Source organism: Paenibacillus sp. P4_E11 (genome assembly GCF_056401635.1).
Genome location: NZ_JBFUIX010000003.1, coordinates 19,926 through 34,915, shown reverse-complemented (window position 1 = coordinate 34,915; position 14,990 = coordinate 19,926). Strand labels below are relative to the sequence as shown.

The 14,990-nt window shown below is 52.1% G+C and carries 9 protein-coding genes; 7 read left to right on the top strand and 2 right to left on the bottom strand.

Translation table 11 applies throughout. The annotated features are described in order from the left end of the window. Window positions 1-146 precede the first annotated feature (146 nt). Both AC1DWB_RS02005 and AC1DWB_RS02000 read right to left on the bottom strand, forming a co-directional pair. Window positions 147-4,019: a heparinase II/III domain-containing protein gene (locus tag AC1DWB_RS02005; RefSeq protein ID WP_477539350.1), complete on the bottom strand. Its 3,873-nt coding sequence runs from the start codon at window positions 4,017-4,019 to the stop codon at window positions 147-149. Window positions 4,020-4,375: 356 nt separating this feature from the next. After that, on the bottom strand, window positions 4,376-5,251 hold the full coding sequence (locus AC1DWB_RS02000) for an aldo/keto reductase (RefSeq protein WP_477539349.1): 876 nt from the start codon (window positions 5,249-5,251) through the stop codon (window positions 4,376-4,378). Between the two features lie 207 nt (window positions 5,252-5,458). On the opposite strand from AC1DWB_RS02000, the gene AC1DWB_RS01995 reads away from it, so the two are divergent. The 7 genes from AC1DWB_RS01995 to AC1DWB_RS01965 all read left to right on the top strand — a co-directional run bounded on the left by AC1DWB_RS01995 (window position 5,459) and on the right by AC1DWB_RS01965 (window position 14,976). Beyond that, window positions 5,459-7,165 carry a DUF3298 domain-containing protein gene (locus AC1DWB_RS01995; RefSeq protein ID WP_477539348.1) on the top strand — a complete coding sequence of 569 codons (1,707 nt, stop codon included), beginning with the start codon at window positions 5,459-5,461 and terminating at the stop codon, window positions 7,163-7,165. A gap of 192 nt (window positions 7,166-7,357) precedes the next feature. Then, window positions 7,358-7,831, top strand: coding sequence for an RrF2 family transcriptional regulator (locus AC1DWB_RS01990; RefSeq protein WP_477539347.1), 474 nt, complete (start codon window positions 7,358-7,360; stop codon window positions 7,829-7,831). 5 nt (window positions 7,832-7,836) lie between these two features. Then, window positions 7,837-8,751, top strand: a complete 915-nt coding sequence (locus AC1DWB_RS01985; RefSeq protein ID WP_477539346.1) for an NAD(P)/FAD-dependent oxidoreductase — start codon at window positions 7,837-7,839, stop codon at window positions 8,749-8,751. A 415-nt stretch (window positions 8,752-9,166) separates the two neighbouring features. After that, entirely contained in the window at window positions 9,167-9,421 is a 255-nt protein-coding gene (locus AC1DWB_RS01980) for a hypothetical protein (RefSeq protein WP_477539345.1), read from the top strand. A gap of 288 nt (window positions 9,422-9,709) precedes the next feature. Then, the gene (locus tag AC1DWB_RS01975) at window positions 9,710-10,240 is read left to right on the top strand and encodes a MaoC family dehydratase (RefSeq protein ID WP_477539344.1); all 531 of its coding nucleotides are present in this window, start codon (window positions 9,710-9,712) and stop codon (window positions 10,238-10,240) included. A 26-nt stretch (window positions 10,241-10,266) separates the two neighbouring features. Further along, complete coding sequence (locus AC1DWB_RS01970) at window positions 10,267-12,663, top strand: glycosyl hydrolase family 95 catalytic domain-containing protein (RefSeq protein ID WP_477539343.1); 2,397 nt, start codon at window positions 10,267-10,269, stop codon at window positions 12,661-12,663. 171 nt (window positions 12,664-12,834) lie between these two features. Further along, window positions 12,835-14,976, top strand: a complete 2,142-nt coding sequence (locus AC1DWB_RS01965) for a right-handed parallel beta-helix repeat-containing protein (RefSeq protein ID WP_477539342.1) — start codon at window positions 12,835-12,837, stop codon at window positions 14,974-14,976. The last annotated feature ends 14 nt before the right edge of the window (window positions 14,977-14,990 follow it).

Sequence of the window (14,990 nt, the reverse complement as noted above, 5' to 3'; positions counted from 1 at the left end):
TCTGAACCCTTGGCATCTATGGCCCTATCCTCAATTCTGCTTCCCCGTAGCTAGCCGCTGTGTCTCGGACTGTAACCCCTTTGTGAGTATAAAGAGACCTGGGCTTATCATAAGCAGCCCAGGTCTCACTATACTCCCGTATTTCATTATTTCACAGTAATCGGAAGTCGCCCTTCTCGACTAATGCCATTCAATGTGATGCTCACCGATAGCGTGGCCGTTCCCTTATTGTGCGCTTTCAGGCGATCCTGTTCATTCACATTGGCGATGTTCGGATAATTGCTCTCGATCTTGTAATCATTCCCACTCAGATCGACAGGCGTACCATCGGCATAATAGCCTTGGACTACCAAATCGGCGGTCTCGTTCTTCGTGAACTCCGTCTTGGGCGAGACGATCCTCACCTCGGCCAGCCATTGCTGCTGCCGCGTCAGCGGTATCGTGACGGCTGCTCCGACGGCCACGTCATAGATGAATCCTTGGTTCAAATCCGTGGTGCTAGCGTAGGAACGAATCAAGGTAGTGTCACCCAGATCAAGCTCGTACACTCCACTCCTGATCTCCCGAACGCCTTCGATCGTATAGGCCGCATTGCGTTTGCCGTCATTTTGCACATCGACCATCGTTCCTACCAGGCTATGAGGTGCGATCCCTTGCAGATCCATCTGGACCGTTAGCTTGTTGTCTAGGGATAGCCCCTGAGTGAAGCTCTCTACCGTCCCTTGCAGACGGTCGACCCCCTCATTCCGGTAGGTGCTCCCAATCTTGCCGATATAAGCGCTGTCATGTGCATACGTGTAGACCGGCTGACCATCCTTCTCCGAGAAGACCCCGAAAGCACCCTGGAAACGGATCAGTCCGTCTACGATGTAAGGTACCATCGGATCCTGGGAGCTTACGATATAATCCGTACGTCCATTCATGAGCTCCACCTTAACCGCGCGAACTCGATTCGCATCGATCGCACTTTGGTTGGCAGAGGTAACAGCTGCTTCAGAGATGTTGCGGATGAGCGGATTGTCCTTGTACGGCTCCATGATGGAAGTGAACGTGCTGGACAAATTCGTCCCCGCCCGATGGGCGATCATGTATTTGACGCTCTCCGGATTGCCCGGCTTGTTCTGAGGCGGTACCCCGTCCGCGAGCGCCACATCGTCGACATCGCCCAGCATCGTCAGCTTCACATGAATGTCTTGCGGCATCGGCAGCGCATGCCAAGTATCGACGACATCCCAGTTCACGCTGAATTTGGTGCCGGGGTCGTTGTCCCGCTCCACGTTCTTCAGCCAATGGAACCCGGAGCCCATATACCCGCTGCCGGTCACGCTGTCATTCATCGGACGCCTGCCGAACTCCACATCCGGCCCCGCATACGTACCTGTCGGCTGCGGCGTTAACGTCAGTCCTTCCGCGGTGACAGGTCCCTCAGTGGCATGGAAGCTGAAGTGATGATCGTTACCGCCTTGAACGCGGAAGAAATCGACCACGTAAGAATTGACATCGTCCACTCGCACCATCGCCGAAGTGCGATTGTAGAGTTGGGTGTTCCCGTACGCTTCCGGCGCATTCACATCGATCAGCTTCACCATGGAGCTATCGTCGTAATGCTTGGGCTTGCCGTCCCAGATCGGAAGCTGCTTCTTCTTGTCCACCATGACCGTGTTGTGGCTGATCGTATTGCTCACCCACTCGAATCGGTTCACGTCGGTGGCGTTCGCTTGCTCCGGATATCCTAGGTCCGGCAGAAGGTCGAGGCCGAAGCTGTAAAAGCCCAGATTCAGCATATCTCGGTGACCATGTCCACTCGTACGGCCATAGTACATCCAGGTGCCCCGGCGCGTATCAGGGGTTCCTAGTGCTGGGGTCGACGGTAAGCCGTCTCGCAAGCCAGCGAAGCCATAACCTGTCATGTTCACGCTGCTTAGGTCGAGTGGTCCATGGTCCCGAATGACCGCCTCGATATCGTCCGCTACCTGCTCCGGATTCGCCGTGAAGACGGTGGAATGGAGCCCATCTGTCTTATTGCCATTCAGAACGTAGGCCAGTTGTGCGTAGATGGCGTCTCCGTACTTCTCGAACGCCTTGACCGACTGGGCCAAGTCGACGAGCACGCCCGGCTGTCCGGTCGTCCCACTGTCGCCGATGGAGGGCGTATACTTACCGAGCATGACGAGCGGATAGATCGCCTGATACATCGAGCGGAACTTCACATTGTTGTATAGATCGGCGGCTGGGTACTTGTCATAGCCCTCCAAGACATCGGCTACGACGGAATACGTGTTCAGCCATAAGCGATTGTAGCCCGGACCCGCTTCGTTCCCGTTGCCGTCCCGGTCGACGTCGTTCACCATGCTGAACAGGATGTTGCCGCCGGTAATCCGACGCGGGATGGAGTTGATGAACGATCCTGGCTGGAACGTGTAATCGAGCCAAGATTTGGTCTCCGGCATCGTGTCGTGCACGACCGCTGCCATGGCCAGCGCACTCTGGTGGAAGCCATTGTTGCCGCGAATCTGATCCCAGTACATGCCAGGCATCACTTGACGCAGGATGCCATCTTCAATATTCCGGCGAATCTGTGAGCCGGACGTCTTCAGAGGCAAGTCGTATTGGGCGCCCTTGGATACCAGGAAGGCGATGACTTCGGGATTGTCATACGTCTGGAAGAAGGCATCGTATGCGCTAATGAACCCTTTGACGAGCCCCGTCTCCCAGATCGAGCCTACCACCTTGCCATCGCCCGTTCCGCCGTGCGAGTTCACATAGACGTTGCGATCGAACTGCGCGGTATCCATAGCCGGGTATACGTCGGCGATCCGATCCAGCAGCACGGCTCCAGTACGAGCATACTTCTCCTCGCCGGTATAAATATAAGCGTTTTGCAGCACATTGATCGCGTTGTTGATGACCCCGGTGCTGTACCAGGCGAACCAGTGGGCGTAATATGCTACGAACGTATACCGCATATTCGTTACAGGATCGACCCACCCATACCCGTCATCCACGCCCCATGTCGGGCCTTTCTCTGGGTAGAGCGTGTTCACCAATAGGCTGCGATCCGCCAGCGCTGGGTTGAAATTCCCGTGAGTATCGAGCCCGCTCCTGTAGTAGGCGGGGAAATCGTTCGTTGGGAATTTATAGCCGCTCGCCGGGTCTTCGATTTTCCAGGGGGTTTTCAGCGGGTCGGCCTTCCAAGGATAATTGCCGAATGTCTTCAAATCACCTGAGACCGGACTAAGATTGCCCGTCAGCTGATTCGTATTGTAGCTTCGGGGTATGGCCTGCGTCGGCACGAGATTCCAAATCCCTTCATAGCCCAAGGTGACATATTCGTCGGCCTTCGCCACGACACCATTCTTCAAGGTAGCTGCCCAGTCGTACTGTTGAACGTTCTGTCTCGCTGCCGCTACCTTGGCCGGGGTATAGTAGGTGGCCCGCGTCTTGCTGTTCATGACGGCCGACGTATTCGTCAATGTAAGCCGATTCGGCAGCAATGTCGTGCCAGTTCCGTTGCCCGCGCCGTTCCCGGGACTCTTCAGGGTCAAGGTGAGCGTATGCCGTCCCGCCGTTAGTGGAAGCTGCTCTACATAGAGATCCGCACGCGGGTACTGTCCGTTAATGCTATAGAAGCTATAGTCCGAATAAACCGCGTCATCGACGCTGACTTTTGCCGTGCCGCAGTTCGTCGCGGTCATGCCGCCCAGCTTGACGATATAGGTTCCGGATTCGGCTACCGTGAACTCGAACGAACGGGACGGATTGACCGTCGTCGTCTGAATGGTCAGGCCATACGTCGCCTTCGTGACCCTCGGAGCTGCATTAAGGTCGCCTATGGGTGAAACGATCCGATTGCCAGGTTGCGTGCTGAACGAATACACTGTCGTATCCGGCATCACGAACGGATCTCCCACTCCTTCCGCCGAAGCGGAGGTTGTATTCAACAAGACAGGTTGCAAGAAGGACAAGACCAGTACAATACTCAGAAATAATGAAAGCGCTTTACGATTCAAATGAATCAATCCCTTTCCTCCATATTCTTCGTTTCTGGTTATGCTCCGCTCGAAGGTTCACCTCCTGATTGCATGGATATTGAGTACAAGACATGTATGTAAGTTGTAATCAAACAGGCCTTGATGAAATTATAAAGGGTGGTCAACGAATTGACCACCCTCTTAAAGGAATTCATACTTTCGGTCTACTTCATGGGATTATATTCCTATCAACGGCTGCGAGTTTATTCATGTTCGGCAGAAGGGTTGGAGCCACAAGACTCTACAGTCCCAAGCAAGACAACTTTTCGGGAAAATGCGGAAACCTCCTTGTCCAATTAGACTGGAGGTTTCGTGAAAAAGTTCAAATAGTTTCAATTGTTCGGTCAAATGGAGGTCGGTGCTTCGAAAGGACTCGCATAACCGCTGATACCCTGCAATATTCGGTCTGCTTCCTCCTTGTTCATGCTGCCATAACGGTTCGTGGCGTCGACGATCTTCGGGAACAAATGCACATCACCCGCGCTGGCGAATCCCGTGACACCTGGGAAAGAGAGGACGAAATGCACACAAGCGTCAATCACTTGCTGTTGGTCGAACGGTTCATACCATGTGGCGTACGGACGGGATTGATTTTCTGCCCAGGGACCTTTGGCAACAGCCTTGATAATCCGCACCGCAGCCCCTTGTGTCGCAGCCTCCTCCATGAATAGATCGAATTCATGACGGTACTCCGGTAGCGAGTACAAGTAATAGTTCAGCGGAAGCAGCACGGTATCGAACGGAAACCGTTTCAGTGCTTCCCTATGTATGACTGGCGCGAGGTGGCCGTGTCCTGTAATCCCGATTCCTCCGACAATCCCTTCGTCCTTGGCCTCAATCAGGGCTTCCAACGCACCGCTTTTACCCGTACAGAGATTCAGATTATCCATGTCTCCAACAGCGTGCAATTGGATGAGGTCAATTCGGTCGGTCTGCAGCTTCTCCAGTGAGCGGTAGAGCTGGGCCTTCGCTAGCTCCTTGGAACGTTCGCCGGTCTTGGTTGCCAGGAAGATGCTATTCCGAATCTTCGGCATCCATGGCCCCATCCTCAACTCTGCTTCTCCGTAGCTAGCCGCTGTGTCGAAATGGTTGAGCCCGTTGTCCAATGCGAATTGAATAGAACGGTCTGCTTCCTCCTGCGTAACGGCTCCAAGGCTTGCTGCTCCGAACATAAGCACCGTGCTATTGTGGCCTAATCGTCCAACGGTCCTGGTTATCACTACAATCGCCTCCCCGAAATATGTATCACTCCCAGTATAAACAACCTTTGATTTTTCAACCAGTAGGGGGAGACGGCTTTGTATTCAGACTGTAACCCCTTTGTAACCAAATACTGGACAGGCATTGCTACAATGAGGAAGAACTAGAGATACATAGCTTGCGGCATGCGCAGTATATTCGACACACAACTAGTCAAGGAGGCAATCATGAGAAAATCGTTCAAAATGTTAACGCTAGGTATGGCAGGATTCGTTTTCAGCGCACAGCTTGCTTACGCGGATGTAGCACCTGGACCCGTAACCGCTGTTCCCATCTCTGCTGCTATTTCTAACCATAGTACCGCTATCAAGATCGTGAATAAGGAAGTCAAGTCAGAGAGTGCAGAGCTGATTGTGAAGATGGGGATACCGGTCGTGTCCGGAATGAAGGATGCGAAGTATGAAGCGCAATTGAATGATAGTATCGAACGTCACGCCATGGAAGAATTGGATAACGCCAAGAAGGAAGCCAAGGAGGCAGCAGACCATGCGAAAGCAGCCGGCTTCACCTTTCGTCCTTACGAGCTGATCGTGAAGGCGGATGTGAAAGCGGATGGAGGTACGTCGAATGCAGACCGCATCTCCTTCACGATTACGACTTACTTGATGACAGGCGGAACGGGTAATCCGCGTGTGGATACGTACAACGTGTTGGACAACGCCGAAGCGAAACAAGTTACGTTGCAGGATATACTCGGTGCAGACTATAAAGCGATAGTAGACCAAGAAGTGAAGACCCAGATCGCGGCCAACGCGGACAAATACTTCAAAGACGAGTTCAAGGGCATTAGTGAAACGCAGTCGTTCTATGTGCAAGGCAATGAAGTAGTCGTAGTGTTCCCCAAGTATGCGATTGCTCCAGGTTCGACTGGAACGCCTGAATTCCGGATCGCGCTTCCTAATGCGGTTAAGCCATCAAGTACGGTAAAGCTCTCTTCCAAAGAAATCAACACCACGAGTGCTGAATTGCTTGTGAAAATGAGCATTCCGGTCGTGGAAGGCATGAAGGATGCCAAATATGAGGCACAGTTGAACGACATCATCGAACGCCATGCGATGGAAGATCTGGACAACGCCAAGAAAAATGCACTAGATGCTGCGGATGTGGCGAAGAAAGGCGGCTTCGAGGTTCGTCCTTACGAGCTGATCATCAAGGGTGAGTTGAAGTCGAATGGAGGAGCGGCCAATGCGGACCGGGTGTCCCTATCAATCGTGACCTACCTCGCGACAGGCGGTACAATGGGTCCGCGGATCGACAACTATAGCTTCCTCGATACGGCCGAAGCCAAACGTATTACGCTGAAGGATTTGTTGGGAGACAACTACAAGGCGATCGTGGACAAGGAAGTGAATGACAAGATCAACGCGAATCCGGATCAATATTTCAAGGGAGATTTCAAAGGCATTACCGAAACCCAATCGTTCTACGTTGAAGGAGACGACGTTGTAATCGTGTTCCCCAAATATGCGATTGCACCAGGCTCGACAGGAACGCCGGAATTCCGAATTGCCCTGTCGCCGATCGATGGAGGGAGTAATGAGACGAAGCCTGCAGTGCCGCCGATTGTTTTGAATGCGGACCAATCGTATAAGCAGGACGGCTTCACTATGGTTCCGCTGCGCTTCGTGAGCGAGAGATTGGGCTTCAACCTTACGTGGCACGAGACTACCCGTTCGGTGGAACTGATCCAGGGCGATCAGGTCTTTACGGTATTCGAGGGGAAAGACAATATCCTGAATAAGAAGGATGCTGTTACACTGAAAGGCTCCGCGATTAATAAGGAAGGCACGATGTACGTGCCGTTGACATTCTTCACCGACATCTTGCAGGCTAAAGCGACTGTAGGCGAGCAAGGGCAAATCACGATTCATTAAACGGATAATAGCAAGTTGTTACTGCCATACCCATGCAATAGAGCAGACTAACGTCTAGTCTGTTGCATGGGTATTTGACGTTCAGATCGTCATTTTGCGCACAATCAGGTTGAATTATGGAGTCTACTTGTCTATAATGGATATTACAGATCCATAATGTTAATTATAACGTACTGAGAGGAGAAGAATCTCATGCAATTTTCCAAGAGCACGGGTTATGCTCTACATGCTTTAATTCACTTAGCGCATTCGGAGCGCGGGCACAACGTAGGAATTAAGGAATTATCCGCGCTGCTCGGAGTTTCAGAGAGCTACTTGTCCAAAATCATGTCGAAGCTGCGTCAGGATGGCATCGTACGTGCAGTGACGGGAGCGAGTGGCGGTTACGAGCTTGCACGTGCGGCGGATCAAATTTCGTTCTTAGAGGTCATCCAGGTTGTCGAAGGTCGACAGCAGCTGTATGAATGCTTCAATATGAACACGCAGAAGCATCAGTTATTTTATGAAGCAGAAGCTGTGGAGTCGAATCCCCCTGACCAGAGTGGCAAGGAATGCCTGGTTAAGAAGGTCATGTGTGAGGCGGAGCTGCAGATGAATCAATACTTACAGCAGCACACGATCCAATCGGTGCTGGATGCAGCTTCCTTTAACAATCAAGGAGAGTGATCATAGTGGAACAACTGAGTGATGTAGGAATAATTGGCGGCGGGCCTGCGGGTATGAATGCAGCGCTAGTGCTAGGCAGAGCAAGGAAAAGCGTAGTGGTACTTGACGAAGGGCGTCCGCGTAACCGAGTTACTCGGGAGTCACACGGTTTTCTGACCAGAGACGGCATCGCTCCGGGCGAATTTCGTACAATTGCGGTGGAGGAGATCAGCGCGTACCCCTCTGTCCGGTTTGTGGCGGATACAGCCGTGACGGTGATCGGGACGGATGGTGATTTTCGTATTACGACCGCACAGGGCAAGTCCTATCGGTGTAAGAAGCTACTCTTTGCAGTCGGGATGAAGGACCTCCCTCTAGATATTAACGGGTTGACCGAAGTATATGGGACAAGCGCCTTCGTATGCCCTTATTGCGATGGCTGGGAACTAAGAGACCAAGCCCTTGTCTTGATCGCCAAGGGTGCAAGAGCGCTGCATATGGCCAAGATGCTGTCCGGATGGACGAGTCATTATACAATCTGCACCGATGGGCCTGATGAAATGACGGATGAACAGCGCGAGGAGCTTAAGCAGCATCACATTCCTGTGTTCGATTCCCCAATTGAGCGTATCGATTCCAGCGAAGGTATGGTGGAGCAAGTTGTTCTGCAAGACGGCTCCATCATTCCGTGCACCGGGATGTTCTTTGCCCCGAAGCTGGCTGCAGGATCAGACTTGCCTCAAGCACTAGGCTGTAAGATGACTGGAGCAGGAACCGTTATCGTAGATGCCTTCGGTAAGACGAATGTACCAGGTGTATACAGTGCCGGAGACGCTGCAACAGAACTGTATCAGGCGATAACAGCCGCTTCGTTGGGAGCATTGGCCGGCATGGGCATGAATACCGAGCTGCTGACCGAGGCTTGGAATAGCCGGATGTAGAGCCGATGGAATCCATAGCCAGCGGTCCCCACGCTCCTAATGAAATGTCTGCGCCAGAGGAGGTTTTTTTGGGAACCGGACGGTTTGACTTGGCTTTGGTGAACCTGAGTCCGCTATATTAGCATATTTGTACAAAAAGAGGGACGAAAGAGAACGACATTCCGCTATTTCGACATTTTACCAAACCGAAGGACAACAACTTGTATCGTTAGCCGGAAATGACAATTACTCATAGCGTTCGACCTGCAGTATAAGGGACCTCTATGTTTTCTGCCTTCTCCATGGCCTTTGCCGGCGGAAGCAAGCTGCAGCAGCTCATTTTTTCACTATACAGGACGCGACTTTGACAGTTACAATAGGTGTAGACGATACATCCAGACGATTGACTTCAAACTCTAAAGGAGGTATTCCTCTCATGACAGAAGAGCAAAAGGCGCAATTGGAGCAATACATTCGTTCCAAGTCCGAGCAAGACCCGGCATTTCTCGAATGGATCAAGAATAACCCGGAGGAATTCGCACGGCAGTTTTTGGCGTCCGGAAGAGAGCTATCGGATGACGAACTCGATGGGGTGGCAGGTGGCGGCGCTTTTTTTGATAGTTTGAACAACGTTGCACAAGTTGCCACGGTGGTGAGTCTAATCGGTCCTATCAGTTCAAAGCTCTTATAGGTACTTACCACGATAGTTCAATCAAACAGCGGTAGTCTAGGACATTATTTTCTTGTCCATGGCTCCGCTGTTTCGTTTTTGGTGGCGAAAGGCTCATAGGTTCTGCACATTGTACAACCGCGCATAAGCACCGTTCACTTCCATTAATCGGAGGAAGGAGTAGGGACGCTGGTGGAGGTTCGACTGATGTCGGGGATATAGAAATAATTCGTTGATCCGTACATGATCATCTGCTAAAGTAAGTGTAGGTTATGGTACTCTGGTAGTACCAGGAATAGAGGTGTCATAATGGTAAGCGACAATGGACAACCAACTCGTCCGCACCAAGATATTCGGCAATTCAACACTGAGACCTGGATGTATGAAGAGTTTGAAGTGGGGCAGAAGATGCGCTCCATTCGTCGTACGATATCGGAAGGCGAAAGCATGCAGTTTAATGCACTGGTCATGGATATGCATCCCTATGTTGCTGATGAGATTTTTGCACAAGAAGAAGGGTTGTTTGGGCGCAGACTAGTTGCCGGGGCACTCGTATTCAGTATGGGATTAGGGCTGATGGCTCATAACAACATCCATACATTTAGTTACGGCTATGATCGACTGCGCTTTATCAAACCCGTATTTATCGGAGATACGATCTATACAGTACGGACACATATGGAGAAAAGGCCGAAGTACAAGGAAATGGGACTAGTTAAGGTTAGTTATGAGGTGTATAAGAACGAAGGGGAGCTTGTCTTATATTGTGAACATCTGCAGACCGTGAAATATCGCAACCCCGAACATTGGCAACACCTGGTTGAGCGTGAAGACAAATGAAACTAGAGTAGAGGTGTTAACTGTCGATGAATGTAGTGGAGCAAGCTCGCAAGCATGCCTTAGAGTATCCGAAACCGGCCCCTAATTTTTTTGAAGGGGCATTGCTTGGGAATGGTGGCATGGGTGTTGTCGTCACAACCCGCCCGGATTCGGTCGTCCTCCATTTTGGCCATAACAACGTATGGGATGTCCGTGTGGCGGAAGACAATCAAGAGAAGATCGGGACATTCGCGGAAGTATTCGAGAAAGTAAAAGCGATTCCAACGGATTACGATTCATTAAAGGAAGATGCTTGGTATCGCGATTATCTCACTATGACACGTGAAAATTATGCGAAACCTTATCCTCGACCCATGCCTTGTGGCTCGTTGATACTCGCATTTGATCGGCGCAAGGCGGAGTTGTTGGGCCATACGTTACACATTGCAGATGGATTATGTGAAGTGTATTTCCAGGTCGGAGATTCCTATGCGACTCTTCAGCTATTCGTAGATCTTCGCTGCGATACCGTATGGATGAACTTGATCGATACGTATCATAAAGGGGATTTCCCCTCATTCTTCGAGCGGATCAGGCTGTTGCCTGACTCGGATACACCGAAGGACATACCGCCGTTCGAGCACGGGATTGATCCCGAGCTTCGTCAGTTGTTTTTCCAGCAGACTCTTCCATTTCGTCATGATAGACCGCTAGAGCCTGATTCGCGCAATAAAGCTTTTCGGGTGACAGTCCGAATTACAGACCATATCGACATTCAAGAAATGTCTCGAGCTTTGGAGGCCAGGTTATCAACCGGGGCGCCCTTTATCGCATGTGTTCAGCTGGAGGAAGGGCTGCAATCGGTAGTCTCCGAACTTCCTGCAGAACTGCCCATCCCTGTTGTGGAGGCAGCAGAACATGATTTGAGGGAAACAAGAGAGCGCTGGAAAGCTTATTGGGATTGTTCTGGTGTAGTGTTGGAAGATGAGTTGTTGGAACGAATATGGTACCGGAATCTATATTTCTTTAACTGCTCGATTAGCCCTGACAGCACATGTCCAGGGTTGTATGCCAACTGGAGCTATCAATCCATCGGATCCTCTTGGCATGGCGACTACCATATGAATTACAATACGCAGCAGCCGTTCTGGCTGTCCTTCTCCAGTAATCATGTAGATAAGCATATCGCCTACGTGAACATGATTCACCACATCCTGCCGATGAGCAAGAAGTGGGCTGAGCAGTATTACGGGTTACGTGGAGCGTTCTATCCGCATACTGCATATCCGGTGGAAATGAATATGAATCCGTATCCCGTTCCGCATTGGGGCTGGGAGGTATGTGAAACGCCTTGGGCTGTGCAAAGTCTTTGGTGGCACTATACTTATACGTTGGACAAGAAATTCCTGAACGATCACGCCTACCCGCTGATGAAAGAAGCGGTGCTGTTCATGGTCGATTATATGCAACGTCCAGAGGCGCACGGTGAACAGTGGGGAGATGACAAATACCATATATTCCCTACAGTCCCGCCTGAGCTCTACCAATTGACGCCGGGTTTCGATAAAAATTACGACTGTCTGGTCGATTTAACATTGACGAAATTCCTCTTTAACGCATTTATACAGGCATGCGATGTGCTGGAAACAACGGGAGTGGAGGAGGAGCTGCTTCAGAGCGTGCAGGACATATTGCACCGCTTCCCAGCATATCCAACCGCCATGTCACAGCGCGGTACAGTGTTCGTATCGGTGCCAGGTGAAGACCCGGAGGTCGTGTACAACGTTCCGAATGGGATTACGACCATATTCCCAGGTGAGGATCACGGTTTGCACTCACCGGCGGAGGAATATGAAATCGCGGCCAATTCTTATCGCAATCATCGGAATGAGGGCGGCAATGAGCTTGTCTTCCTTAATCTGGCCGGGGCTCGTCTGGGACTGCTCGATCTGGAACGATTCAAGCGGCAGATTGAATACTGTATGCTCCCGAATGGCACATGTACGGATAAAGTGCTGCAGACGGGCGGGAGATATTCGGACACAACGAAATACGATTATATGGGAGGATTGGGGATCTGGTTCGAGAACTTTGCCCTTCCCGTCGTGGTCAACGAGTGCTTGATGCAGAGCTACAACGGAGTCATCCGACTGTTTCCCAACTGGCCTATGGAGAAGCGTGCCCAGTTCCATACACTGCGTGCAGTGGGTGGTTTTCTCGTGAGTGCTGCTTCAGAAGACGGAGACGTGCAGTGGATCGAAGTGAGAAGCGAAGCGGGGACGACTTTATGTATATATAGTCCTTGGAGCGAGGGAGCCAAGATCATTCGATCGACAGGTGAGCAAGTGGTGGAAGGAACGATACTGAAGTTGGAAACTTCAGTTAATGAACATATTCGGATTGTTAGGGCTACGCCGCAGGGACAGCCTCTTATTCCGCGTTAATCGCGACCCTAGGGCTAGTGATAAAGAGCGCGATTTCATCCGGGGAGAAATAATTATAACGATTTGATTGAAATTGAAATTGAACGCTCGGCGGCCATCCTCTATAATCGCACTGTCATGATACAACAACTATAACCGCTGCTATTGCGAACGGTTCAAAGGGAGAGCCCCATGATGAGTGAAAACTATTCAATTGTTGTTGATACTGCGGGAGACGATCGCAACCCAGGGACGGTAGAGGCGCCGATGGCCACGCTTGCCGGAGCGCGGGACGCGATACGCCAGCTGAAGCAGGCGGGCAGATTGCCGCCAGGAGGCGTAACGGTGCGTTTGCGCGGCGGCACTTACCGGTTGGCGGAATCCTTCCTGCTGGACGAGCGCGATTCGGGAGAGGCGGATGCGCCGATCTTATATACCGCCTGGGAAGGCGAGGATGTTCGGCTGAGCGGCGGTATCGATCTGCCGGTGGACCGATTCACACCCGTTACAGATGAGTCGATTCGAAAGCGGTTGCAGGACGGGGTTCGCGATCATGTCCTGCAGCTCGACATGCGGGCGCTCGGCATGAACGAATACGGCTCGATCACGCAGACAGGCTTTGGGCTGCCGTCATCGGCGAATCACGTATCACCGCCGGAACTGTTCTATGAGGGCAACACCATGACGCTCGCTCGGTATCCGAACGAAGGCTATGTCCAGATCAAGCATGTAGTTGATCCAGGCGGAAATCCGCGTGAGTATGACGGTGACAGTGCGGGAGCAGCGGAGGAGCTCGCTAAGGGAGCGACGTTCGAGTTTGCAGACGATCGTCCTGCCGGATGGCACAACAGCGGCGATCTTTGGATGTACGGTTATTGGTACTGGGATTGGGCGGACGGTAATGTGCGCATCGCTTCGATCGACACGGCTGGCGGCCGGATTGTCACAGATACCGCCAGCTTCTATTCCATACGCGACGGGCAGCGCTATTATTACTACAACGTGCTGGAGGAGCTCGACGTACCAGGTGAATGGTATCTGGATCGGGCGAAGGGCGTACTTTACTTCTACCCGCCGGGTCAGCTCGGGCCTGGCAGCGTACAGCTGTCACTTCTGGGCGGTCCGCTGGCGCTGCTGCAGAACACCGCACATGTGACGTTCCGCAAGCTCACCTTCGAAGTATCCCGCGGGACGGGGGTACAGATCGTTGGCGGCGCGGACAATCTGGTTATAGGCTGCACGCTGCGCAGACTCGCCGGCTATGGCGTCCTCATTGGGAAAGAAATCAGCATTACCGAAGGATCGTCGGCAGATGGCGGGCGTGAGGATCCATTCGTGGAGGGAGGCGTGCGAAACGGCGTCGTCAGCTGTGATATTTACGACACGGGGATTGGCGGTGTGCTGCTCGCCGGCGGGAATCGTCGTACGCTGACGCCTGGAGGTAACTATGCAAGCAATAACGACATCAGCCGCTACAGTCGGTTGAAGCTGACTTACAGCGCCGCCGTGCAGCTCTGCGGTGTCAACCAGATAGTGGCGAACAACTATATTCACGACGCGCCTCATGTCGGCATTCTGATCTACGGAAACGACCATCTCATCGAATACAACGACATTCACAACGTGCTCACGGAGACAGGTGATGCCGGTGCTATCTATATCGGACGTGATTGGACGGAGCAAGGGAATGTCATTCGCTATAACTATATTCACAAGATTCATAACGACGTGTCACAACTGCATATAGGCATTTATTTGGACGATATGGCGTCTGGCTTGGAAATGTACGGCAATGTGCTGCACGACATCGACTTGGCGGTTATGATCGGCGGTGGACGGAGCAATGTTCTGCGCGACAACCTGATCCTGAATTGCAGCCGATCGCTGCAGCTCGACGCCCGCTCCAAGCCGGGAGAATGGGCAGAGCGGCACTCCATGGAAGGTCAGGTCATGCACGTGCGGCTGCAGGCGATGCCGTATCGGGATGAGCCGTGGCCCAGCAAGTATCCGGCGCTGCTGACGCTGTGGGACGATGTGCCGTCGTACCCGAAATACAATACGGTGGAGCGCAATGTGCTTTACCAGACGGGGACGACCTGGTACCACGGAGGCGTGATGTCGGAGCATGGGGACACGATGTGGATCGATTCGACTGGTAGAGAGTTCGGGACGATCCGGGACAATTTCGTAACCAACGAAGATTTGAAGTTCGCTGACGAAGCGGGTGGAGACTTCACGTTGTGTAAGGATTCGCCTGTATATCGGGAAATACCGGACTTCGAGGCCATCCCGTTCAAACGGATCGGCTTGTATCGAGACGAATATCGTGACTGATAACAAGGAAATCC